At 67.5% G+C, this 21,024-nt stretch carries 26 protein-coding genes; 11 read left to right on the top strand and 15 right to left on the bottom strand.

The annotated features are described in order from the left end of the window. Positions 1–283 (bottom strand): hypothetical protein (locus tag HNR13_RS21255; protein ID WP_179608972.1); only part of this gene is annotated, 283 nt, incomplete at its 3' end. Positions 284–313: 30 nt separating this feature from the next. Then, positions 314–709: a GNAT family N-acetyltransferase gene (locus HNR13_RS21250; RefSeq protein ID WP_179608970.1), complete on the bottom strand. Its 396-nt coding sequence runs from the start codon at positions 707–709 to the stop codon at positions 314–316. 256 nt (positions 710–965) lie between these two features. Here HNR13_RS21250 and HNR13_RS21245 point away from each other — a divergent pair, with 256 nt between their 5' ends. Beyond that, the gene (locus tag HNR13_RS21245) at positions 966–1,934 is read left to right on the top strand and encodes an IS481 family transposase (protein WP_101852925.1); all 969 of its coding nucleotides are present in this window, start codon (positions 966–968) and stop codon (positions 1,932–1,934) included. Between the two features lie 26 nt (positions 1,935–1,960). Here HNR13_RS21245 and HNR13_RS21240 read toward each other — a convergent pair whose 3' ends face one another. Genes HNR13_RS21240 through HNR13_RS21230 form a run of 3 tightly spaced genes read right to left on the bottom strand, consistent with a single transcriptional unit; the run spans position 1,961 to position 3,596 of the window. After that, on the bottom strand, positions 1,961–2,428 hold the full coding sequence (locus HNR13_RS21240) for a carboxymuconolactone decarboxylase family protein (protein ID WP_179608968.1): 468 nt from the start codon (positions 2,426–2,428) through the stop codon (positions 1,961–1,963). A gap of 4 nt (positions 2,429–2,432) precedes the next feature. Then, entirely contained in the window at positions 2,433–2,684 is a 252-nt protein-coding gene (locus HNR13_RS21235; protein WP_179608966.1) for a hypothetical protein, read from the bottom strand. 9 nt (positions 2,685–2,693) lie between these two features. Continuing rightward, positions 2,694–3,596, bottom strand: coding sequence for a quinone oxidoreductase family protein (locus tag HNR13_RS21230; protein ID WP_218881290.1), 903 nt, complete (start codon positions 3,594–3,596; stop codon positions 2,694–2,696). A gap of 74 nt (positions 3,597–3,670) precedes the next feature. On the opposite strand from HNR13_RS21230, the gene HNR13_RS21225 reads away from it, so the two are divergent. Then, positions 3,671–4,267: a TetR/AcrR family transcriptional regulator C-terminal domain-containing protein gene (locus tag HNR13_RS21225; protein WP_179608951.1), complete on the top strand. Its 597-nt coding sequence runs from the start codon at positions 3,671–3,673 to the stop codon at positions 4,265–4,267. Between the two features lie 128 nt (positions 4,268–4,395). On the opposite strand, the gene HNR13_RS21220 is transcribed toward HNR13_RS21225, so the two are convergent. The 6 genes from HNR13_RS21220 to HNR13_RS21195 form a co-directional block, all read right to left on the bottom strand. Then, positions 4,396–4,863, bottom strand: coding sequence for a hypothetical protein (locus HNR13_RS21220; protein ID WP_179608943.1), 468 nt, complete (start codon positions 4,861–4,863; stop codon positions 4,396–4,398). After that, positions 4,860–6,320: a dihydrolipoyl dehydrogenase family protein gene (locus HNR13_RS21215; protein WP_179608939.1), complete on the bottom strand. Its 1,461-nt coding sequence runs from the start codon at positions 6,318–6,320 to the stop codon at positions 4,860–4,862. The genes HNR13_RS21220 and HNR13_RS21215 overlap by 4 nt, the downstream gene beginning before the upstream one ends. Then, the gene (locus tag HNR13_RS21210) at positions 6,320–6,763 is read right to left on the bottom strand and encodes a VOC family protein (RefSeq protein ID WP_179608935.1); all 444 of its coding nucleotides are present in this window, start codon (positions 6,761–6,763) and stop codon (positions 6,320–6,322) included. Before HNR13_RS21210 ends, HNR13_RS21215 begins: the two co-directional genes overlap by 1 nt. 71 nt (positions 6,764–6,834) lie before the next feature. Next, on the bottom strand, positions 6,835–8,442 hold the full coding sequence (locus HNR13_RS21205; RefSeq protein ID WP_179608933.1) for an ABC-F family ATP-binding cassette domain-containing protein: 1,608 nt from the start codon (positions 8,440–8,442) through the stop codon (positions 6,835–6,837). Positions 8,443–8,773: 331 nt separating this feature from the next. Then, positions 8,774–10,411: a carboxylesterase/lipase family protein gene (locus tag HNR13_RS21200; RefSeq protein WP_179608932.1), complete on the bottom strand. Its 1,638-nt coding sequence runs from the start codon at positions 10,409–10,411 to the stop codon at positions 8,774–8,776. Positions 10,412–10,439: 28 nt separating this feature from the next. Then, positions 10,440–10,883, bottom strand: a complete 444-nt coding sequence (locus HNR13_RS21195; RefSeq protein ID WP_246312829.1) for an SRPBCC family protein — start codon at positions 10,881–10,883, stop codon at positions 10,440–10,442. 105 nt (positions 10,884–10,988) lie between these two features. Between HNR13_RS21195 and HNR13_RS21190 the strand changes: the two genes are divergently transcribed. Further along, entirely contained in the window at positions 10,989–11,537 is a 549-nt protein-coding gene (locus HNR13_RS21190) for a CGNR zinc finger domain-containing protein (protein ID WP_179608930.1), read from the top strand. A gap of 113 nt (positions 11,538–11,650) precedes the next feature. On the opposite strand, the gene HNR13_RS21185 is transcribed toward HNR13_RS21190, so the two are convergent. Both HNR13_RS21185 and HNR13_RS21180 read right to left on the bottom strand, forming a co-directional pair. Further along, a complete protein-coding gene (locus tag HNR13_RS21185) occupies positions 11,651–12,010 on the bottom strand; it encodes a DUF2255 family protein (RefSeq protein ID WP_179608928.1) in 360 nt (119 codons plus the stop codon). Continuing rightward, positions 12,007–12,888, bottom strand: coding sequence for a helix-turn-helix transcriptional regulator (locus tag HNR13_RS21180; RefSeq protein WP_179608927.1), 882 nt, complete (start codon positions 12,886–12,888; stop codon positions 12,007–12,009). The genes HNR13_RS21185 and HNR13_RS21180 overlap by 4 nt, the downstream gene beginning before the upstream one ends. A 147-nt stretch (positions 12,889–13,035) precedes the next feature. Here HNR13_RS21180 and HNR13_RS21175 point away from each other — a divergent pair, with 147 nt between their 5' ends. From HNR13_RS21175 to HNR13_RS21160, 4 genes are all read left to right on the top strand, one after another. Further along, entirely contained in the window at positions 13,036–13,962 is a 927-nt protein-coding gene (locus tag HNR13_RS21175) for an alpha/beta hydrolase (RefSeq protein WP_179608925.1), read from the top strand. A gap of 130 nt (positions 13,963–14,092) precedes the next feature. Beyond that, the gene (locus HNR13_RS21170) at positions 14,093–14,425 is read left to right on the top strand and encodes an EthD domain-containing protein (protein ID WP_179608923.1); all 333 of its coding nucleotides are present in this window, start codon (positions 14,093–14,095) and stop codon (positions 14,423–14,425) included. A 523-nt stretch (positions 14,426–14,948) separates the two neighbouring features. Next, positions 14,949–15,134, top strand: a complete 186-nt coding sequence (gene rpmF, locus HNR13_RS22150; protein WP_179608922.1) for a 50S ribosomal protein L32 — start codon at positions 14,949–14,951, stop codon at positions 15,132–15,134. Beyond that, positions 15,131–15,580, top strand: a complete 450-nt coding sequence (locus HNR13_RS21160; RefSeq protein WP_179608920.1) for a radical SAM family protein — start codon at positions 15,131–15,133, stop codon at positions 15,578–15,580. The genes rpmF and HNR13_RS21160 overlap by 4 nt, the downstream gene beginning before the upstream one ends. 566 nt (positions 15,581–16,146) lie before the next feature. On the opposite strand, the gene HNR13_RS21155 is transcribed toward HNR13_RS21160, so the two are convergent. Further along, the gene (locus tag HNR13_RS21155) at positions 16,147–16,647 is read right to left on the bottom strand and encodes a MarR family winged helix-turn-helix transcriptional regulator (protein WP_179608919.1); all 501 of its coding nucleotides are present in this window, start codon (positions 16,645–16,647) and stop codon (positions 16,147–16,149) included. Between the two features lie 82 nt (positions 16,648–16,729). On the opposite strand from HNR13_RS21155, the gene HNR13_RS21150 reads away from it, so the two are divergent. Together HNR13_RS21150 and HNR13_RS21145 are read left to right on the top strand one after the other, a co-directional pair. Further along, entirely contained in the window at positions 16,730–17,521 is a 792-nt protein-coding gene (locus HNR13_RS21150; protein ID WP_179608918.1) for an SDR family NAD(P)-dependent oxidoreductase, read from the top strand. 322 nt (positions 17,522–17,843) lie between these two features. After that, positions 17,844–19,550: a DUF5979 domain-containing protein gene (locus HNR13_RS21145; RefSeq protein WP_179608917.1), complete on the top strand. Its 1,707-nt coding sequence runs from the start codon at positions 17,844–17,846 to the stop codon at positions 19,548–19,550. Positions 19,551–19,915: 365 nt separating this feature from the next. Here the strand turns inward: HNR13_RS21145 and HNR13_RS21140 are convergent, their stop codons facing one another. Continuing rightward, positions 19,916–20,128 (bottom strand): hypothetical protein, encoded by a 213-nt coding sequence (locus HNR13_RS21140; RefSeq protein WP_179608916.1) that lies wholly within the window; start codon positions 20,126–20,128, stop codon positions 19,916–19,918. 166 nt (positions 20,129–20,294) lie between these two features. On the opposite strand from HNR13_RS21140, the gene HNR13_RS21135 reads away from it, so the two are divergent. Then, entirely contained in the window at positions 20,295–20,540 is a 246-nt protein-coding gene (locus HNR13_RS21135; protein WP_179608915.1) for a hypothetical protein, read from the top strand. Next, the gene (locus HNR13_RS21130) at positions 20,537–20,806 is read left to right on the top strand and encodes a hypothetical protein (protein WP_179608914.1); all 270 of its coding nucleotides are present in this window, start codon (positions 20,537–20,539) and stop codon (positions 20,804–20,806) included. Before HNR13_RS21135 ends, HNR13_RS21130 begins: the two co-directional genes overlap by 4 nt. Positions 20,807–21,024 lie beyond the last annotated feature (218 nt).

The raw sequence follows: 21,024 nt of genomic DNA, 5'->3' as shown, positions 1-21,024 counted from the left end.
GTGCCTCGGCCGCAAGCTCCGGCCAGTCCTCGACTTCCGCGACCCGCACCCACACTCCGGTTGGTTGAGTGCGCGCTGCTGACGTGGCCGTTGCCACCCCGCGATCGATGAGGTCGGCCGCTCGCGTGGTCGGCAGGTCGACGAAGAGCTGACCGCGGTCGAGGTAGGCGAACAGCTTGCCGTGCGTGTGAAGTCCTGTCGCAGTGGCCGAGACATCGTGATCGGGGTCCTGCAGGAGTTCCGTTGTGAGCAGGTCGAATGCGAGTTCCGGGGAGTCGTTCACGGGTTGCCTTCCGTCGGGGCGTGCGTCGGTTCAGTCCGGTCGGTATTCCGGGTGGCGTTCGATGTAGGCCCTGATGGTCGGGCATTGCACGAGGTAGTACCGGCCGTCGCTGCGGAGTTCGTCCAGGACCCGCTTGATCAGCTCCGACGCCACGCCCTGATTCCGGTACTCCGGAAACACGTTCGTGGAAAGCAACGTGATCGCATCGCCCTGCTCTGCATAGGTGATCCCGCCGATGAGTGTGTCACCGCTGATTGCTTCGTAGGTGTGCGTGTCTGCGTTGTTTACCACGTAGAAGTCGATGCCCAGCTGATGCGTACTGTCCACTTCGCGGACGAGCTCCCTCTGGTCTTCGCTGAGGAAGCCGCGTCCGTCGGGGTATCCGGCTTCGTCGGGGTATTCGTTCTCCGGGCTGTTCTCGGCCATGATCAGCCCCCTCTCGTCCGGCCTGATGACCGGACACTACAGCGAAGCAAGCGAATCAGTCCAGCACCGACCGGGCCCTGTTCGGGCGCGCGGATGAATACGGGCAGCTGTCGCGACGCAGGCTCGTGCAGGTCGATCGGGACCAGGTACTAGATGTACCCGGCCATGAGGTTGGTGGCGTTTCCGGTCTTGTGAAAGGGGAGAACCTCCGGGCTTAGTGGAGATGTCTGACGTCTTCACGAACTCGGAGGTTCTCGTGTCCCACCGTAATGCCCGCTTGACCGTGCACGGCAGGCTGCTCATCGTCCATCGTGCCGGTGCCGGGTGGAAGCAGGCGCATATCGCCGCGGCAATGGGCGTGTCCCGACGCTGCGTGAAGCGGTGGCTGGACCGCTACCGCGCCGAGGGTGAAGCCGGTCTCTACGATCGCTCCTCGCGGCCTCACCACGTCGCCAACCGCACCCCCGATGCCAGGGCCGCGGCGGTGGTCGCGATCCGGAAGAAGGAACGAGTCGGCCGTGACGAGGTCGCGGCCCGCACCGGGGTGCCGGCGCGGACGGTGTCGCGCATCATCGCCCGGTCCGGGCTGCCTCGTCTGGTCGATCTGGACCCGATGACCGGGGAGCGGATCCGCGCGTCGAAGACCACAGCGGTCCGCTATGAACGCGAGCAGCCCGGCGAGCTGGTGCACATGGACGTGAAGAAGCTCGGTCGCATCCCCGACGGCGGCGGGTGGAAGGCGCACGGCAGAGCGATGGGCTCCACAGCCGCCCGGAAACAGACCGTCGTCGGCTACGACTACGTGCACTCCGTCGTCGACGACCACTCCCGGCTCGCATACTCCGAGGTCCTCCCCGACGAGAAGGGCCCGACCTGCGCCGCGTTCCTCGAACGCGCCATCGGCTACTTCGCCGCGCACGGCATCCCCCGCATCGAGCGGCTGATCACCGACAACGCCTGGGCCTACCGATGGTCGCTGCGCGGCGTCTGCGGCGCGCACGGCATCCGGCAGAAGTTCATCAAACCGCACTGCCCGTGGCAGAACGGCAAGGTGGAGAGGTTCAACCGGACCCTGCAAACCGAATGGGCCTACCGGCAACCGTTCACCTCGAACGACGACCGCACCGCAGCACTTGACCCCTGGCTCGAGCACTACAACACTGGACGACGCCACTCAGCCCTCGGAGGCAACCCCCCGATCAGCCGACTGCAACCAACGTCCTGACCCCGTACAACTAGAGGGCGTCGCCCCTAGTACGCGCCCCCCAGCTTCCGCGGTCGGACCGGGTGCTCGCTGAGGATCGAGATCCGGTTGAAGGCGTTGATCGTCACCGCGACCCATTCGGCCGCGGCGAACTCGACATCGCCCAGGAGGTTCCTTGCCCCGGCCAGGTCGGCACGCGCGTCCTCGGTCAACGGCAGGACGGTCGCTGCCTCGGCGATGGCCAGCATCGCACGTTCGCGCTCGTCGTAGATGCTCGAGTCGCGCCAGGCGGCCAGCATGTCGAGCTTCTGCTGGGGAACGCCGGCGCGCCGCGCCTCGCGGGCGTGGAGGTCGAGGCAGAAGGCGCAGGCGTTGAGCTGGGAAGCGCGCACCTTGATGAGCTCGACCTCCTGCTCGGTCACTCCCGCGCGGACCACCTCCTGCACGACCGTCGTGGAGAGGGCTTGCGCGGCGCGCCACGCATCGGGCAGGGCCTTGTCGAGGAAGGGGCGCATGCTCTCATTCAACCTCACGGAGGTTGGCGCGTCGGGCGCGTCGCGCTCCGAAGAGCCGCGCGATGCGGTTCTGCCACGCGATGAGGACGCGCGGCTCCCCGTGCTGGTGGCGGATCCGGTTCTGCAGCCGCGGGTCCCTCGCCTGCGCGCGCGGGTGCTTCTGCTGCAGGGCGCGGCCGTGGGTGCGAGCCGAGTGGTCCGGTACGCCGGGGACGCGGTGCGTGGCCTCGTGGAGGGCGTGGGTGAGTCGGTTCACGATGTACTCCTATCGATTCCGTCGGGGATGATGACAAGTCGCCGGCCGCGGAGGTCGGTGCGGGTCCACGCCTCGGCGATGCGGCTGAGCGGCATCGTCTCGACGGCGACCGTCAGCCGCCCGTCGCGGACCCAGTCCACGACCTGCTGATACGCAGCGCCCATCGTGGCTGCCGCTGCGCCCCGCTGCCTCGCCGATCTGGACGAGGCGCGTCGGCCTGCTGAGCGTGAAGCTCGCCGGGATGAGCGCGCGGGTGAGTAATTCGGTCGGACGTCCCCACAAATAGTCGAGGATGACGTCGTATCCTGCGCCGGCCTGCTCGGAGAAGGCCTGCACGAGGTCGTCGTCCGCGATGGCTGTGTCGATGGTGGCATCGGCGCCGAGGTCCTCGAGCTCGCGGAGCGCGGCGGCATCCCGCCCCGTCGCGACGATGCGGCCAGCGTCGAGCAGTCGCGCGATCTGGATCGCGAGCCTGCCCGCGACGCCGGTGCCGCCCTGGATCAGGACGGTTTCTCCCGGTTGCAGGCCGCCGGCGGTCTGCATGCTCATTGCGGTGATCGCCGACGAGAGCGAGGCCGCGATCTCCGGTGCGATCCCGTGGGGGATCGGCATCGCGTATCCGGCCGGCACGACCACGCGCTCGGCGAGTGCGCCCGCAGGCGGCTTCAGCCCCCCGAATCCGACGAGCGTGCCGTCAGCGAGCCGTCCGACGCCGTCGAAGCACGGGATCGCGGGCAATGCAGCAACGAAATCGGCGGCGGCGTAGTGCGTGCCGGCGACGAACGCACGGTCGACGTTCTCCACGGCGACGGCTTCGACCGTGACGACGACCTCGCCGTCACCCGCGGACGGCTCGGGATGGTCGCGGTATTCCGGGATCGCTCCGACCCGATCGATGAGTGCGGCCTTCATGATCCACCCTCTCTTACAGTGTTAGAGAACTATGCTTTGTCTAACACTGTTCGAGCGGGATGGCAAGGTATGACGTGGCAGTGAATCGCGAACGCATCCTCGATGAGGCGCTCCAGCTGGTCGACGACGAGGGCCTCGACGGTCTGAGCTTGCGCAACCTCGCCCGTCGGCTGGATGTCCAGGCGCCGACGCTCTACTGGCACGTGAAGAACAAGACGGAGCTGCTCGACGGTCTCGCCGACGCGATCATGGACGATGCCATCTCGAGGGTGCCGGAACCCGGCGCCGAAGACGTCCGAGAGTGGTTCCTCGGCGCGCTGGTCGGGCTCCGCGCCGCCCTGCTGCGACATCGCGACGGCGCCCGCATCGTCTCGGGAGCGACCCGGTCGCTGCGGCGCGGCGACTTCTCCGAACTCGCGATGGCGACGCTCGTCCAGCACGGATTCGAGCTCCAGCAGGCGCGGCTGCTCGTTCTGACCTCCGAGCGTTACACGGTCGGCTGGGTCCTCGAGGAGCAGGCTCCGGCGCCCGAAGGGCCTCCGCCGACAGAGGCGGACGTGCGGTCGCGCTGGCCGGTGGCCACGCAGGCGATCAGCGACTACTTCGTCGGCAACGGTCGTACCAGGGATGACCTATTCGCCGACGGCGCCCGTCTCATCCTCTGCAGTTGAGTCTTCACGATGTGGCGACACCACCAGACCGGCCGTAGTGGCGGCTGGTAGACGTGTCCGCCTTCCACCAGACGGCATCGGATTCAGCGCACCACGGTGCTCTCGGGCGCAGAAGACCAGCGGGCTGGTCACCACCAATCGCCTTCATCGAGCCACCCGCCGAACCCGGCCCCATCGTCGAACGTCGCCCACAGGGCCGACGTGACCGCGATGTCAGCAATGGTGTCCAAGATGGAATAGCCCACCACTGCTGCGACCAGCGGATCATCCGAGTTTGCGAGGATCCGCCGGATCGCACCGGGGCGACGTTTTTCGAGCCGGGCGGCGGCCTTCGCCAGGCTTTTCGGCCGCGCGTCGGCAGGGGCGTCTCCGCCCGGGGTCGCCTCCGCGGTGAAGCGCTCGAACAACAGATCCAGCTGGGCGGGAGTGAGCTTCTCGAATGCCTCCACGTGCACCCGCTGGATGGTTCTCGACGACGACGACGCGACAAGGCGCTCGTAGCGCGCGACGGCAGCACCGTCCTCTCGCGTGACACCGTCCAGCCGTTCGGTGGGGAGGTCCAACTTGCGCCCGAAGACGCGGTCGACGATGTTCATGACGAGGCTCCTGTCGTGCTGATGCTGCTTTCCGATCGGCCGTAGGTCTCGAGGAGCCGCAGCCAGATTTCGGAGACGGTAGGGAATGCGGGCACGGCGTGCCACAGTCGGCTCAGGGGGATTTCACCGACGATTGCGGTGGTCGCGGTCTGAACGAGTTCGGCGACATCGGGCCCGACGAAGGTCGCTCCGACGATGACCTGCCGGTCGTCGTCGACGACCATGCGGCCGCGGCCGCGGTAGCCGGTCCGTGACAGTGCCGCACCGGCAACCCAGCCGAGGTCGTAGTCGACCACGCGGACGTTCAGCCCTGCCGCGCGCGCTCTATCGGCGGTGCGGCCGACGGCTGCGACTTCGGGTGAGGTGAACACGACCTGCGGGACGGCGGTGTGGTCGGCTGTGGCGACGTGGGCGCCCCACGGACCTTCGTCGAGTGCCGTTCCGGTCGCGCGGGCGGCGATCGCATCGCCGGCAGCGCGGGCCTGGTACTTGCCCTGGTGGGTGAGCAGTGCTCGCCTGTTGACGTCGCCGACGGCATACAGCCAATTCGTTCCGCGCACCAGGAGAGTGTCGTCGGTGGTCAGCCAGTCGCCGGGAGTGAGTCCGACGCTCTCCAGGCCGAGGTCGCCGGTCGCCGGCGCCCGACCGGTCGCGACGAGCAGTCGGTCAGCGGTGATGGTTCCGGCGGTGGTGCGGATCACGTACTCGTCGTCCTGGTGCTCGACACTCTGCGTATCGGTGTGCAGGAGAACCGTGGCGCCGGCGTGCTGGAGGGCTTCCCTCACCGCCTCCGCTGCGAAGGGCTCCATGCCTCCGAGCAGGTCGCCGCGGGCGATCACGGTGACCTCGGCGCCGAGCGACCGATAGGCCGTGGCCATCTCGGTGGCGACTACTCCGCCGCCGAGGATCGCGAGGTGGCGAGGAAGGGTCCGGACTGCCGTCGCCTCACGGTTGGTCCACGGCTCGGATGCCGCGAGTCCCGGGATGTCGGGGATCCGTGCCGTCGAGCCTGTCGTCACCGCGACCGCGTGGCGGGCGCGCAGCACGACGGTTCTGCCGTCCGGGCGCTCGACGGTCACCGTCCGTTCACCGGTCACCCGGCCGTGCCCACGGAGGAGTGCGATCCCCGCCGTCTCCAGCCAGCGCACCTGGGAGGCGTCCGACCAGTCGCTGGTGGATTCGTCCCGTCGCTTCAAGACCGCCTCGAGGTCCAAGCGGTCGGCGATCGTTTCGGATACCCCCGGTGTCGCGCTGGCGAGCTCGAGCACGTGCGCCGGGCGGAGCAGCGCCTTCGAGGGCTCGCACGCCCAGTACGAGCATTCACCGCCTACCAGCTCCCGTTCGACGATAACGGTCTCAAGGCCGCCCTGGACGGCTCGGTCCGCGACGTTCTCGCCTACGGGCCCGGCGCCGATGACGACGAGGTCCACCTCGCGGGTTTCGCTGCGCGTGTCCATCAGCGGCCCGGTGCGCGGGTGACGATCTGCTGGATGGTCCAGGTATTGCCGTCGGGGTCGGAGAAGGAGGCGTAGCTTCCGTAGCTGTCGCTGGCGGGGTGCGGGCCGGGGACGCGGTTGTAGTCGCCTTCGTAGTGGAAGATTCCGTCGGCGTCGTGCCAGATGGGGCTGACGTCGATGCCTTTCTCGCGAAGTTCGTCGCGGGCGGCGGCGAGGTCGCGGGTGATGAGGTGGAGGCCGTACGACGACCCGGGGAGTGCGCTGGTCAGTTTCTCTCCGAAGATGATCGATGCCTCGGATCCTGGGGGAGTGGCTTGGACGACGCGGAGGCCCTTGTCGGTCGAGAAGTCGGCGTCGAGACGGAAGCCGGCTTGCTCGTAGAAGCCTTTGGCGCGGTCCACGTCCGAGACGGGGATGACGGCGATTTCGAGTTTCAGTTCCACGATCGGATCCCTTCATAACTGGTTAGAACGGTTATGAGCTTGGCATATCCATCCATAACCTGTCAAACCAGTTATTTCGATCGTCGGATCGTGCCATCACCGGGCAGCTCCAGGATCATGTCCACTCCGATCCGTTCCACGAAGCGCTCGTCGTGACTCACCACCACGAGCGCGCCTCGATAGGCGTCGAGGGCCTCGGCCAGCTGTTCGACGCTGGCGATGTCGAGATTGTTCGTCGGCTCGTCGAGCACGAGCAGCTGAGCCGGAGGATCCATGAGCAGCAGCGTCGCCAGCTGAACCCGGAAGCGTTCGCCGCCGGACAGCGTGGAGACGGGACGCTCCGCTGCGGCGCCTCGGATCAGGAGCCGCGCAAGCTGGTTGCGGACGTCTCCCGGTGACATCGTCGGCGCAACCTGACGGACGTTCTCGACGGCGCTCGTCGTCCCATCGAGCCGGTCGAGCCGCTGCGGCAGGTAGCCGGCTCGATCGACCAGGAGCGTCGCATCCGGGCCGCCGTCCCGCGGCGATCCGGAGTCTTCGGAGAGAAGTCGTCGCAGCAGTGTGGACTTGCCGGCCCCGTTGTCGCCGACGATGGCCACTCTTTCCGGGCCTTGTACGACGATCGTCTGAGTGCCGTCGCGGAATTCCGCGATTCGTCGTCCGGCCGGCACATTCGGGTCGGGAAGGTTCACGTGGATGTGCGCCTCGTCGCGCACCCGCGCGTCCGCCGCGTCGAGCGCGGCCTGCGCTGCCGCGATCTTGTCGTCCATTCCCGCACGCATCGCCCCGGCGGAGGCTTGTGCCTTGCTGGCGCGGTTGCCGGCCAGGATCTTCGGTATGCCGCCGCCCTGTTGGGTCTTCTTCGCGGTTCGTTCACGGCGTGCGAGCTTCGTCTCCGCCTCCACCCGCTGCCGCTTCTCGACCTTGAGCGCCTGCTGTGCAGACCGGGCGGCCTGTGCGGCGGCCAGCTGGTCGAGCTCGAGCTGCGCCTTCCATTCGCTGTAGGGGCCGCCGAATGTCTCGAGACGGCCGGCGTGCAACTCGGCGGTCACCTCCATGCGCTCGAGGAGCTCGAGGTCGTGGCTGACCACGATGAGCGCGCCGGACCATTCGTCGATCAGGTCGCCCAGGGCGCGGCGGGCTCTCCTGTCCAGGTTGTTCGTGGGTTCGTCGAGCAGCGTTATCGGCGTTCGTCGGAGCGCGAGTCCCGTGACGGCGATGAGCATGGCTTCGCCGCCCGACAGCGTTCCGACCCGCGTGCCCAGGTCGGCGGCGCCGAAGCCGATGGACTCCAGACTCCGGCCGGCTCGCGCTTCGATATCCCAGTCGTCCCCGATGGTGTCGAAGTGCGCCTGGTCGACGTCGCCCTGTTCGATCGCGCGGAGCGAGGCGATGATGCGACCGATTCCGAGCAGGTCGGCGACAGAGGCGTCTGTGTCCAGGGTGATCGTCTGCGGGAGGTACCCGACCTCGCCGCTCACGTCGATACGCCCCGAGGAGGGGGTCAGCTCGCCGGCGATGAGCTTCAGGAGGGTGGATTTGCCGGCGCCGTTGTCGCCGATCAAACCGGTCCGTCCGCCGGTGAAGGCGCCGTTGAGGTGGCGGAGGGCGGGCGAGCCGTCCGGCCAGCTGTAACTGACGTCGTGCAAGGCGACGACGGAGGTGTGGGTGTTGGGCATGGGTCGTGTCCGATCTGCCCGGCGTGCCGGGCGTCGAGGCGTGACCGATCCGGGACGTCGGGATGCGCAGTGCGAGATCTCCGACGGTGAACGGATGAGTCGAGGGGAAAGGCATACGGCCGGCCGGGGATGGCGGGCGGAATGCGTGTCGAAGTGGAGATGCGGCGGCTGCGGCGACAGGGGATCCGATGATCAACCCCGTGCCGGTGTTCAATCCGCTCAGCCGCCGATCCTCCGGCGGCTAGGCTCTGTCGACCTCGATTTCCACGAGCCCATGATAGCGAACGCGGGCGAGGTGCCCGACCCGTCGCGACGGGTCGGGCACCTCGCCTCATTGAGGAACGGTTGCGGTGAGGCTCAGCCAGAAGAGACTGTGGTGCTGCGCGCCCACCGTGGTCTCCACTTTCGAGTCGGGAGCCTGGAACGACAACACGCGGTGACGGAGGACGTCGTACTTCGGCCAGACCTGTCCGGCGGTCGCCGGATTCCCCGTTGCGGCGAAGTGGACCCAGGCGGATCGGATGGTGTCGGCCAGGTGCTCCTGGTCCGCGGACAGGGAGCCGGGCAGCGGAGCGTTGGGCAGGTCGAACAGGTACTGAAGCTCCGACTGGTGCGTCGCGGTCGAGCCGAGGGCGGGCGGCACGAACCGCTCGGGCGCGCTGTTGTCGTTGAAGTCGTACGCGTAGGTCGGCACGTGCAGCGATGCGGCGGCATCGAGGGCCAGCGCCGGCGTGGAGAAGTTCGCGTCCGAGTTGAGCGCGCTGAACGCCAGTGCCGGAGAGGCGTACGCGGACAGCGGGTATTCGGCCGCGATACGGGCCGCAGTGGCAGCGGTCACCCCGAAGTTGGACGCGATGGTCGACTGGTAGGTCTCCGTCGTGATCGGCCCCGGGAGAATGGTGGTCGCGCCCTTGGTCACACTGAGGCCGAGCTCGGTGAAGATGCGCTCCTCCTCGGTGTTGGCTCCGTTGAGGAGGGGAACCCGGTTGAAGCGTCCCGTTGCGATCGCCTGCAGCACAGGCTCCCTCAACACGGCGCCGTCGACGTAACCCGGCGTGATCGAGAGCGGTTCGTTGCGCAGCAGCTCCGCGAGTGGAACATTCCGGAGGCAGTCGGCGCTCTGGTCGGCACATCCGAGCGCGGAGGCGACCGTCGTTCCCTCAGCCTCGGCGGTGGCGAGTGTCTTCTGCTGAGGAGCGAACGCGCCGCTCTCGACGATCGCGCTCTGGAACAGGCCGGCGGCGGAGGGCGACGCGAGTTGAGCGAGGACCGAGAGCCCTCCGGCGGACTGGCCGTCGATCGCGACATGGCGGGGGTCGCCGCCGAACTGGCGGATGTTGTTCTGGACCCATCGGAGCGCCGCCTGCTGGTCTTGCAGGCCGTAGTTGCCCGCGGGACCGCCGGGGCGCTCTGCCAGCGCGGGGTGGGCGAGGAACCCGAGCAGGCCGAGGCGGTAGTCGACGGTCACCACGACCGCGCCTTTCGCCGCGAGCTTCGTGGCGTCGTAGTCGGCCCCCTCGCCGATGGCGAAGCCGCCTCCGTGGATGAAGACGATCACCGGCAGCGGTTTGCTGTCGCTGCTCGCGGCCGCGGGGCTGGTCACGTTGAGGTACAGACAGTCCTCGCTGCTGCCATTGGGGCTCGGGGCGTTCTGCGGGCAGACGGGCGGGTAGGCGGTCGTCTCCCGCGTGCCCGTCCAGTGGGCGGCGGGTTGCGGGCTCCGCCAGCGCAGCTCGCCGGTCGGCGGCGCCGCGTACGGGATGCCTCGGAACTCGTGAACGCTCCCGTTGGCCAGCCCGTGCACGCGGCCGGCGTCCGTGGTGACGTACAGCGGCGCGGGTGAGGGTGCCGTGGTGGCCGAGGCGGGCGAGGCGAATGCGACGGCGCTGAGCGTCGCGGCTGCTGCGGCGATCAGGGTGTGGAGGAGCCGACGAGCGGGACGGCTCGACGTCGCTCGGAGCTTCGTCATGACGATGAGTCCTTTCCGGTGAGGGTTGTCAGACCGCTTTGAGCGGGCCGGCGAACGACTTCTTGAGAGTGGACGGGCCGACGATCGGCAGGAGACCGGCCAGCAGCTTCTGGCCGAACTTCTCGGGGCGGCGCGTGAGCTCCACGTCGATCCGGGTGCCGGCCGCGTCCGGAGTCAGGGTGAACAACCAGCCCCCGCCGGGCCCGAAGACCTTGGAATCGTGCGTGGTGATGGTGACGGTTCCGCGGGCACGGTCCCATTCGTACCGGGCGCGCTCCCACGCCTGCGCAGTGCCTTCGGTGACTTCCGCCCAGCTGTCGCCGAGCATGTGGACCCGGAAGTGGTCGTGGTCGATGCTCGACCAGGCGGCGGGGCGGGCGTCGGAGAAGTCCGTGAGGACGTCCATCGCGGCGTCGCGGTCGAGGGCGGAGGTGAGGCTGAAGCGGGTGACGCTCATGGTCGGTCCTTTCATGACCTGGATTGAATAACCGGTTGGAATGGTTATGACCTTGGCAGACGAAGACATAACCTGTCAAACAGGTTGTCCACGAAGGGCCAAACCCATTAGACTGGTTACATGACTCATGCGTTCCCCTGCGGCACGCTGCCGCTCGACTTCGTCGGCACGCTCCGCGCACGCCGAAACCCGAGCCCCACCGAGAAGCTCGACAACCCCGCCGCCTTGAGCGACTGGTTCGTCGAGGCGGGGATGCTCGATGACGCTCCGCCGGCCGACGACGCCGCGCTCGCGCGAGCGGTCGAGGTCCGCGAGAGCATCTACTCGCTGGTGGATGCGACGATCCGTCATCAACCGCTCCCCGCCGAGGCGATCGCCCACCTGAACGCGGCGTCGGCCGCACTCCCCGTGCGGCTGGAGCTGCGCGACGGCACCCTGCGACGGAGCGGCACGGTCGATGAGGGCCTCGCCAGCCTCGCGCGCGAAGCGGTCGCGATTCTCGGGGGAGAGGAGGCCGCACTGCTGCGTGAGTGCGGACGACCCGAGTGCACGCAGGTCTACCTCGACCGGTCGCGCGGTCATCGGCGCGAGTGGTGCTCGATGAAGACCTGCGGCAACCGGGTCAAGGCATCCGCCTTCCGCGAGCGGCAGCGCGCAGCGGCGGCGTGAGTAGTCGAGCGTGGTCCGGGTTCGTCGCTGCGTAGCCGTTCAGGCGACGAGCCGGTGTCGGCCCACGCGGCCGGGAGCGCTCGACTGCGTCGTCTCAATCGGCATGGAAGGACTCAGCGTTCCGGGTTGGCGGTGATCAGAAGTGTTGCTGCGCGGGCTCCCGCCGTGCCCACGAGGGCGGCGGCCGCACCGTAGCGCTCACGGTAGGCCGCCTCGATACGCCGGTCATCGCCCGCTGACGGCTGGAACCGCACGGAGATCAGCCTGCCGTCGACCTGGATGGTGCCGACGCCCGAGCCCACGGCCGCCTGGAACCAGCGTGAACGCACCCCGCTGAACGCCCGGATGAAGAGGTCCTGACCCACGGTGACCATGCCCAGTTCGACCGAGTCGTCCCCCTCGCTCCCGGCCGAGAGCCGAAGCGAGGAGGCAGCGTCGAATCGCCGGAGTTCCGCGTCCGTCCATGCTCTCATCGCCCCCGGCCCTCCCCGGCCGTGCTCTCCGCGCGGGCCGGCTCCGACCACGACGCCAGGATGCGCAGCGCGTCGTTCGAGGGGCTGCCGCTCTCGGCCGTCAGCACCATGAGGCGCTGACCGCTGCCGTCCGGACTCGACCATGTGTCGCAGTCGAGAGTGAGCTCGCCGACGACGGGGTGCCGGTAGTGCTTCGTCCCGTAGGAGGCAGAACTCACATGCCGCTCGGCCCACCAGGTGCGGAAGTCCGCGTCGCGCAGCGAGAGCTCGCCGACGAGCGAGGCGAGTTCAGGGTCTTCCGGCTCGGCGGCCGCCTCCATGCGAAGAGCGGCAACGGCGTCGCGGGCGTCATGGTGCCAGTCGCGGTGCATGTCACGGACGCCGGGGTGCAGAAACAGCATCCGCAGGTAGTTCCGTTGCGAGGGCGGGATGACGCTGAAGTCGGTGAACAGCGCGGCGGCGGCCGGGTTCCAATCCAGTACGTCGAGGCGGCGTCCCAGCACGAGCGCGGGGGTGCACGTAAGCTGTTCGAGGAGCCGCCGCAGCGCCGGGCGGACCGGCTGGCGCGCCCTGCGTCGGCGGGGTGCCGCGTCGACCGCGTGCGCGACCTCGTAAAGGTAAGCGCGCTGATCCTCGTCCATTCGGAGGGCGCGGGCGAGGACTCCCAGCACACCGCGTGAGGGCGGGACCCGCCCCTGCTCCAGCCTGGTGTAATAGTCGACGCTGATCGCCGCGAGCGCAGCCGCCTCCTCTCGCCGCAGTCCGGCGACGCGCCGATGGCCGCTCGCCTCGGGGAGCCCCACCTCCTCTGGCCGAAGGCGCGCGCGGCATGCCTTGAGGAATGCGCCGAACTCGGAGCGCTCCGCCGAATCATTCATGGCTCCAGTGTTCCGTGCCGGCCGGGTCTGTGGGAGGGAAGGATCATTCCCCGGCAGATTCGTGCTGCTTACATGTCGTGAACGTCGTGTCGAGCATGGACTCACCTGGCGGTAGCCGCCGCCGGAATCCTTAGGAACGGAATCATCATGACCACACGCAACGACGTCACCTTCGACAGCGCCGGGATCTCCATCGCCGCCCATCTCTACGTGCCGGATGCAGCGTCCTCCGGCTTCCCCGCCCTGGTCGTCGGTCACCCCGGCTCCGGCGTGAAGGAGCAGGCCTCTGGTCTCTACGCGTCGCGACTGGCGGCGGAGGGCTTCGTGACGCTTGCCTACGACGCCGCATACCAGGGCGCGAGCGGCGGCACTCCTCGGGGACTCGAGGACCCCGCCCAGCGAATCGAGGACATGAAGGCGGCAGTCTCCTACCTGACGACCCTCGAGCTCGTCGATTCGCAGCGCATCGGTCTGCTCGGCATTTGCGCCTCGGGCGGCTACTCGCTCATGGCGACCGCGAGCGACCATCGGATCCGGTCGCTGGCGACCGTCTCGCCCGCTGATGTCTCGCGGCAGTTCCGGTACGGCGCGGACGGCGCCCAAGACCCTGCAGTGTTCCAGGGCATGCTGGATGCCGCCGCTGCGGCACGCACCGCCCAAGCGGCCGGTGAGGACGTCGCCGGCATCCCGCTGTTCCCCGAGACCGTCGAGCAGGCGCGCGCCGCAGGAGGCGAACACGGCGCAGAGGGCTTCGACTACTACTGCACCCCGCGTGCCGCCCACGATCGCGCCGCGCGCACGTTCGACTGGGCCAGCGTGGACAAGCTGGCCACGTTCGACGCTTTCACGCAGGTCCCGCTGATCGGCGACCGCCCCTTGTTCATGGCCATCGGCTCCCGCGCTGTGACCGCATGGATGGGGATCGACGCCTACCAGCGCGCGGTCGGCCCGAAGGAGCTGCTCTGGGTCGACGGCGCCAGCCACGTCGACCTGTACGACCGCGACCCCTACGTGGCCACCGTGGTTGAGCAGCTTGCGGACTTCTACCGCAGGACGCTCGCGGTCGGTGTGTGAGCCGGCCGGAGCGGCGACCAAATTGTCGGGACGGGCACGGCGCACCATCGAGCTACGATGATGGATCCGGGCGGCTCAAAACCGCCGGACAGACCGTGCTGCGCAGTCGAACGTAACTCTGGAGCGTCTTATGATCACCACTATCGCCCTTCTCAAGGCCCGCGAAGGACTCGGGCGGGATGAGTTCATCGACTACTACGAGAACCACCACGTCCCCCTGATCCTCAGCAAAGCGCCTGCGCCCGACTACTACGTTCGCAACTACCTGCCTCCAGTCGACGAGCGTCGGTTCTCAGCCGGCTTCGATGTGATGACGCACATGAAGTTCCCCGACGAAACCGCCTACCGCTCCTGGCTGGCGCTGGTCCTCGCCGAAGGGTCGGGGGTGGCTGAAGACGAGGCGCGATTCCTCGACCGATCTCAGACTCGCTCATGGATCGTCGAAGAGCACGGCATCGGATGACTGCGAAGCCCTCGAGCTATCGAGGCGTCCTGCACCGGACCCGACTCAGCGTGATTTCGAACCTCGGAACTCAAACAGCTCGATTTAGCAGGCGCACCAGAAACTCGTATCCCGGATAAGACTGTGTAGAGTAGTACCTATGGATATCGAGGTCGACAGAATCTAGCCACCGAACTGCCGGTGGCGCTCACCATTCGCGGGCACATCACAAGCCCGGGTGACTGACCTCTTCCTGCGTTGATCTCTCACAGTGAGGCGTCGGGAAACCTTCGCCGCTCAGCGCGGCCGAAGCCTCGCATCGGCATGTTCGCGATCCTTCCGACACTGGTCGCGATGAGCCGAACCCACAGGGAACCTGTGGCGTGGCCTCCTCCTCGACGGGCAACGAGCCTGACCAGGGGCCATTTGTGCGCTGTCGTCTTCGCTGCGAATCGGGCCGTTCCGTGCTCTCCGCATAAGGCCGGTGTCGGTTGTGCCGTTCAGTCTCACTGATCCGCAATCTTCTTCGCGAAAGGCCATCCCAATGCAGCACCGCAAATCTCGCGCCCGGACTCAACATCGTCGCGCCCACTGGACGGCAAAGGCCACTGCCCTCACCAAATGCACGAATCCGGCCTGCGGCAAGCAGACCCCTGCTCATCGTGTATGCCAGCACTGCGGCTACTATCGCGGGCGCCAGATCCTTCCCACTGCGGGCGGTGACACATGAACACCGCTCTGACCGCCCGCAGTGGATGGATGCGCATTCGCGAGCACCTGGCCGACTCAGGGCAACCCGCATTCCGGTTCAAGCAGTTGATCGCCGCCTGGCAGAACTCGACCGCGGAGACCTTCGATCAAGTGCACGCACTGCCTGCCACGCTTCGCGCTGAGCTGTCGGAAATGTTCGGTTCTAGCCTGCATCCGCTGACCCCCGTCGAGGTGCAGCGCGACGACCACCTGGAGAAAGTACTCTTTACATCAGAGTCTGGCGCACGGATCGAAACGGTCGTGTCGCATTACAGGTCAGGGTGGGATTCAATGTGCGTATCCTCCCAAGCCGGATGCGGTCTGGGCTGCACCTTCTGCGCGACTGGGGCAGTGGGGCTCATTCGCAACCTCACCGCCGACGAGATCGCCGCCCAGGTCATGCACCCGCAATGGACCCATAGCTGACTTCAGCCGACTACGCAGGATACTCGCCTCGACGGATCACCGTGTCCACTGTCGGCTTCGCTCCAAACCTCGCCCGACTGGTTGAAGAGCACCCTCAGTTGACGCTCACGCTCTGCGTACATTCGCCATTCCCCGAGCAACGCGCGCAGATCATCCCCATGGAGGAGCGGTATCCGTTACAGGAGAATCTCGAGATTCTCGACAGTCACGCTGTGGCGAGCCGGCGGAAGATCTACCTCGCCTATCTTCTTATCGCCGGCGCCAACGACAGTGCTGAACACCTCGACGCGCTCGCGCATCTCGTCCACAGTCGCTCCCGTCCTGACTTGTTCCACGTGAGCGTTATCCGTTACAACGAGGCCCTCGGTGCCGACCTACGCTACGCGGCGCCAAGCAGCAGCCAGGTGCACGAATTCGCATCAGGTCTCGAAGCTCAGGGAGTTCATGCGACGCGGCGTCGCCAGCTCGGAGCAAGCATCGACGCCGCGTGTGGGCAACTCCACGCCCGCTACCTCAGCCCCCCGACCACACGAATATCGTGGCGAGCACCAACCTCATTCCAGGCCTCAGCCGGTCAGATCCGGCGGCCCCCACACCGGCGCCGCCGGATCGATCGCGGTCGCGATTCGCCCGCAGATCGCAGCCAGCTGGCGCACCTGTGCCTCGGTGAGCGGCTCGAAGACGAGTTGTTCGACGAGGGCGTGGTGCGCCGGGTTGGCTCGCACGACCTGCTCGTGGCCCTCCGGCGTGAGGATCGCCAGGGTGAAGCGGCCGTCGGTGGCGTCGACCTCCCTGCGCACCCAGCCCTTCTTCTCCAGACGGGAGATCGCCCGCGAGAGCCGGGAGAGCGTGCTGTTCGCGTAGTCGGCGAGCGTGCTCAGCCGCAGCGTGCGGTCGGATGCGGTGGCGAGCGCGTACAGCAGGCCGTGCTCGTAGTGGGTTACCCCGCTGTCGCGCAGCAGCTGGGCGTCGAGCGCGGCGGGCAGCCGCTCAAGCACGGTGGCGATGGCTGCCCAGGCCTGGAGGTGGGCAGGGCTCAGGCCGGGGAGCTCGTCGGAGGTCGTCATGCTGTGAGCCTAATTGACTTGCTCGGGAAAGTGACATCGCGCTACTCTCACTTTCCTGAGCAAGTGAATCGAAGGAGACGAGATGGATCTGCAACTACGTGGGAAGACGGCGTTCGTCAGCGGTTCGACACAGGGGATCGGGTACGCGGTGGCCTCGGCGCTCGCCGCGGAGGGCGTGCGCGTCGTCGTGAACGGCCGCCGGGAGGAGTCCGTCGCGGCGGCGGTCGCCGCGCTCCGGGCCGCGTACCCCGGCGCTGAGCACTCCGGGCTGGCCGCCGACTTCGGCGACCCCGCCCAGGTGGACGCGCTGCTCGGCAGCCTGAGCGCCGTCGACATCCTCGTCAACAACGTCGGGCTGTTCGACCTGGCGCCATTCGGCGACATCGCCGACGACGAGTGGGCGCGCTACCTGGAGGTCAACCTGATGAGCGGCGTCCGGCTCTCGCGGCACCTGCTGCCCGGCATGCTCGAGCGCGGCTGCGGACGCATCGTCTTCGTCAGCAGCGAGTCCGGCGTGAACGTGCCGGCCGACATGATCCACTACGGCGTGACGAAGGCGGCGATGATCGCCCCCGGCAACGGGCTCGCCAAGCTCACGCGGGGCACGGCGGTCACGGTGAACACGGTGCTCGGCGGCCCGACCTACTCGGACGGCGTCACCGCGACGGTGGAGTCGATCGCGGCCGCGCAGTCCGCGCCGGTCGACGCGGTGAAGGCCGCGATCATTGGGCAGAACCGCACCACCCTGCTCGAGCGATTCCTCGAGCCGACGGAACTGGCTTCGCTGGTCGCCTACCTCGCGAGCCCGCTCGCCTCCGCGACCAACGGCGCCGCCGTCCGCGCCGACGGCGGAGTGCTCACGGGGCTTCTGTAGTCCCCATCGACTCCACCCGCTCGCCGACTCGGCCCTCTGAGCGCCGGCCGCATCAATCCCACGCTCTCCGCACTGACTGCTGTATGGCGCGGATCGTGAACGGTCGTCGGCTCGATCGCCGCGCTCGCGAGTGCGGCTGTGCCCGGACGAATTCGTCCCGTTTCGCCGCCCCACGAGAGCACCCTTCTGCGACCGGAGTCTCGCGAACGGGTTGACGCCCCTCGAACGGGAGGTCGACACTGTCTCGTGCAGGCGGGGGATTGGGGACGCCGTGAGAGGGACGCAGAGGCAAAGAGCACGCAGGTCGCGACCGCTCGCGCTCGTGCTGGCGGTGGCGGCGGGACTGGTCGCGGCGGTGGTCCCCGGCCTCTGGGTGGCGCAGCCGGCCTTCGCTGTGACCGGCGTGAACCCGATCGCAGAGTGCGTCCTCCCCGTCTCCGGCGGGACCGGGCCGGGGACGACCTGGAATGCGCTGTTCGGTTGGGAGTCGCAGGGCCCCGACGGCGAGCTCACCATCCCGCAAGGTCCGCAGAACCAGGTCACCTCCGGGACCGTGGTCTCGGGTCCTCTCCCCACGACCTTCACCAAGCCTGCTCGCCACGCGGACGGGACGCTGCGGGATCCGGTCTGGCCGCCGCAGTACATCTCCCGGACGGGGCGCACCCAATGGTGGCCCGACGCCGACGTGACGGTCAGGGTGACGTGGGGCCAGTCGGCGACGTGGTCCCTCGGCGGCAAGACGGCCACGATCACGATGGGTGACACGACCCAGCGGTGCAGCCACCACCTCTTCCTGTCCAAGACGTGGAACGGCTCGCTCACGCCGCCGGCCGACCTCGACTTCCAGGCATTCCAGCTATCGATGCGGATGCTGGAGAATCCGCAGGAACCGACGGTGGTCAACTCCGGCGTCGCTCAATGCCGCTACCAGCAGATCGTCCCCCTCGCCGGCTATCCCGCGGGAATGCCGTATGGTGCGTCCTTCGTGGTACCCGCGGCATTCAGCCCCACGCTGAAATGCGTGTACACGAATGCGGGCCTGCCGTTCACCACGGATTCCGACGGCCTTTGGATCCCCAAGGGCGGCACGTACGTGGTCGACGAGACAGGGCTACCACCCGGCTGGCAGCCGGGCACGGCCGTCGGCGTCCCACACGTCGCGGACTATCAGGATCCGACCGCGACCGAGAAATGCACCTACTATCCCGGCTACGGCACCCCGGCCGCGACGCCCGACATCGACGGCAGCACGATCCCGGAGTTCGGACGCGCATCCAACAAGTGGTGCGTGCAGGCGGTGGACAACCTGGCGGCGCAGGTGTCGGTGACGAAGTCGGTCCAGCCGGCGACCGCGCAGGGGTGGGCCTTCGACTTCACCCTCGACCCGGCGCCCCTCTCCGGGCCAGCCACCCTGACCGCGACGTCCGCCGACCCGACGGTCACGTGGTCCGATCTGGACCCCGCCCAGACGTACACCGTTTCCGAGGCCGCATCGCCTGGCTTTGCGGCCGGCCCGGTCGTGTGCCCCGGCGGGAGGAACACCGTTCATCCGTCGCTCGGGACGACTGCAGCGTGTCGCGTCACGAACCTGGCCGATGCGACGTTGAGCGTCACGAAGACCGTCAGCGGCGCAAGCGCACCGGCCGATTGGGGCTTCGACTTCACACTGCAGCCCGCACCGTCGCAGGGACCGGCGACCCAACGTGCCACGGCTGCTGCGCCCACCGTCACGTTCGCGGGGCTGGTACCGGGGCGCACCTACACGGTCACCGAGGCGGCGGTTCCCGGGTTCACGCAGGTGAGCCTGAGCTGTGCGGGCGGGGGCGCGAACGTGACACCTGCACCCGGCGCGGCGCTGAGCTGCCAGGCCGTGAACGCCGCCGCCGCAGGTGCGGGCGGCGGGTCGACCACGGAACTTGCCGACTCGGGAAGCGCCGTCGTGATCCTTCCGCTGGTCGCTGTGGGCGTCGGCGCCGTGGTTCTGGGTGCCGGGATCCTGCTGCTGCGACGGAAGCGTGCAGCGGGATAGCGCCGGCACGCACGAACGCGCCCGGGCACTACGCCCACCCGTTCCGTACAAGTTGACTCGTTCATCTCTGAAGCGCACTCTTGTGGCGCGCTCAGCGGTTGCCAACGCAGTCTCGACCGGCGTTTCGAAGTCCTACGCGAAACCGCCGACTTCGACCCACGCGCCTGCACGCGGAGGGCTCTCGTATGCTGCCTCCACGCGCGTGTCTGACAGAATCTTCTAGCGATGCCCGATTTGACATCACGCATACACCGTCTTCCGCGAACGCGTTTGACCGCGATTGTGTTGTCCCTTTCAACCTGGGGAGCGGTGCTCCTTCTCGCAATAGCGCTGCCTCCGCTTGGAGGAAACGAAATTGGCCTCAATCAGGTTGCGCGATGGACTTGTGCCGCCGTCAGCGGTGCGATGATTCTCCGATCGTTCTTCATGGGGATCTCGGTGCGGAAAACAAGCGTGCGCTTCCATAGCTGGTTCCAAACAACGGAGATCGACTTCGCGACCGTGAGCAGCATCCAAGAGGAGGCGTATTCCGGCATGATCACCCGCACGGCTGCATTTCCGCCGATTCGAGTTCTCATTGTGATCCGCAACGACGGTAGTGAGAGGGAGTTCTCTGGTGTGCCTCTCTCGCGCCGCACAGCGAAGCGCACGATCGCCGTACTCACTGAGGCGATGTCCGCGAGCAGAGCGTCGCCGTGAGAAACCTCTTGTTGCTAGTTCGGACGAGATCGGAGCAAAGAAGGAATGGATGTGTGGGAACTCGCGCATGAGTACCAGATTGAGCGGGAGGGCGGCTGGTATTTCGACCCCGTGCGAATCATCGGGGTGTACGCCACAGAGCGGGAAGCTGAAGCAGCGCTACAACAGGTGCGTTCTCTCCCGGGATTCGCCGACACCCTCAATTTCGAGGGAGCCAACGGATTGACGATAAGCCGGTACGAGCTGGATGAAGTTCAGTGGACCGAAGGCTTCGTGCGGGTGTCATCGTGAGCCAGCCCAAAGTCGTATTCCACCTGCGATATGTCGATTCCCGCACGACCCCGGGAAACTGGGAGTATTCCGACGGGATGACGATTGGCTATTTCTCGTCCGAGGAGAAGGCGCAACAGGCGTTAGAGCAAGCAAAGAAGCTTCCGGGATTTAGTGAAGACGCCGGATTCTTTATCGATGTCTTTCGCGTCGGAGCTACTGGGTTTCCCCAGGGATTTCAGCCGTCCGTCGACGATGCTGTGATTGACTCCTGGCTCAGCGAATGAATGCTTCCCGGGATGTTCCGCATAGGCGGCGCAGCGTCCGCGACGTCATACGCGTCGTGTTAGTGCTCGTGACGCTGATGATGGCGTCCGCCACCGTGTATTTGCCTCATGCGTGGGTCGATCTCGTTCTTCCCCTCTGCGCACTCAGCGGTTCGCTGGCTTTCCTCCTGTTCACAGTCCCGGCTATCAAGCGCGAACGTAACAAACGAAAAGCGATC

The sequence above is a fragment of the Leifsonia shinshuensis genome (assembly GCF_013410375.1).
In the GTDB taxonomy this organism is placed as follows: domain Bacteria; phylum Actinomycetota; class Actinomycetes; order Actinomycetales; family Microbacteriaceae; genus Leifsonia; species Leifsonia shinshuensis.
The sequence above is the reverse complement of the archived record's forward strand: the minus strand, read 5'-3'. Positions and strand labels throughout refer to the sequence as shown.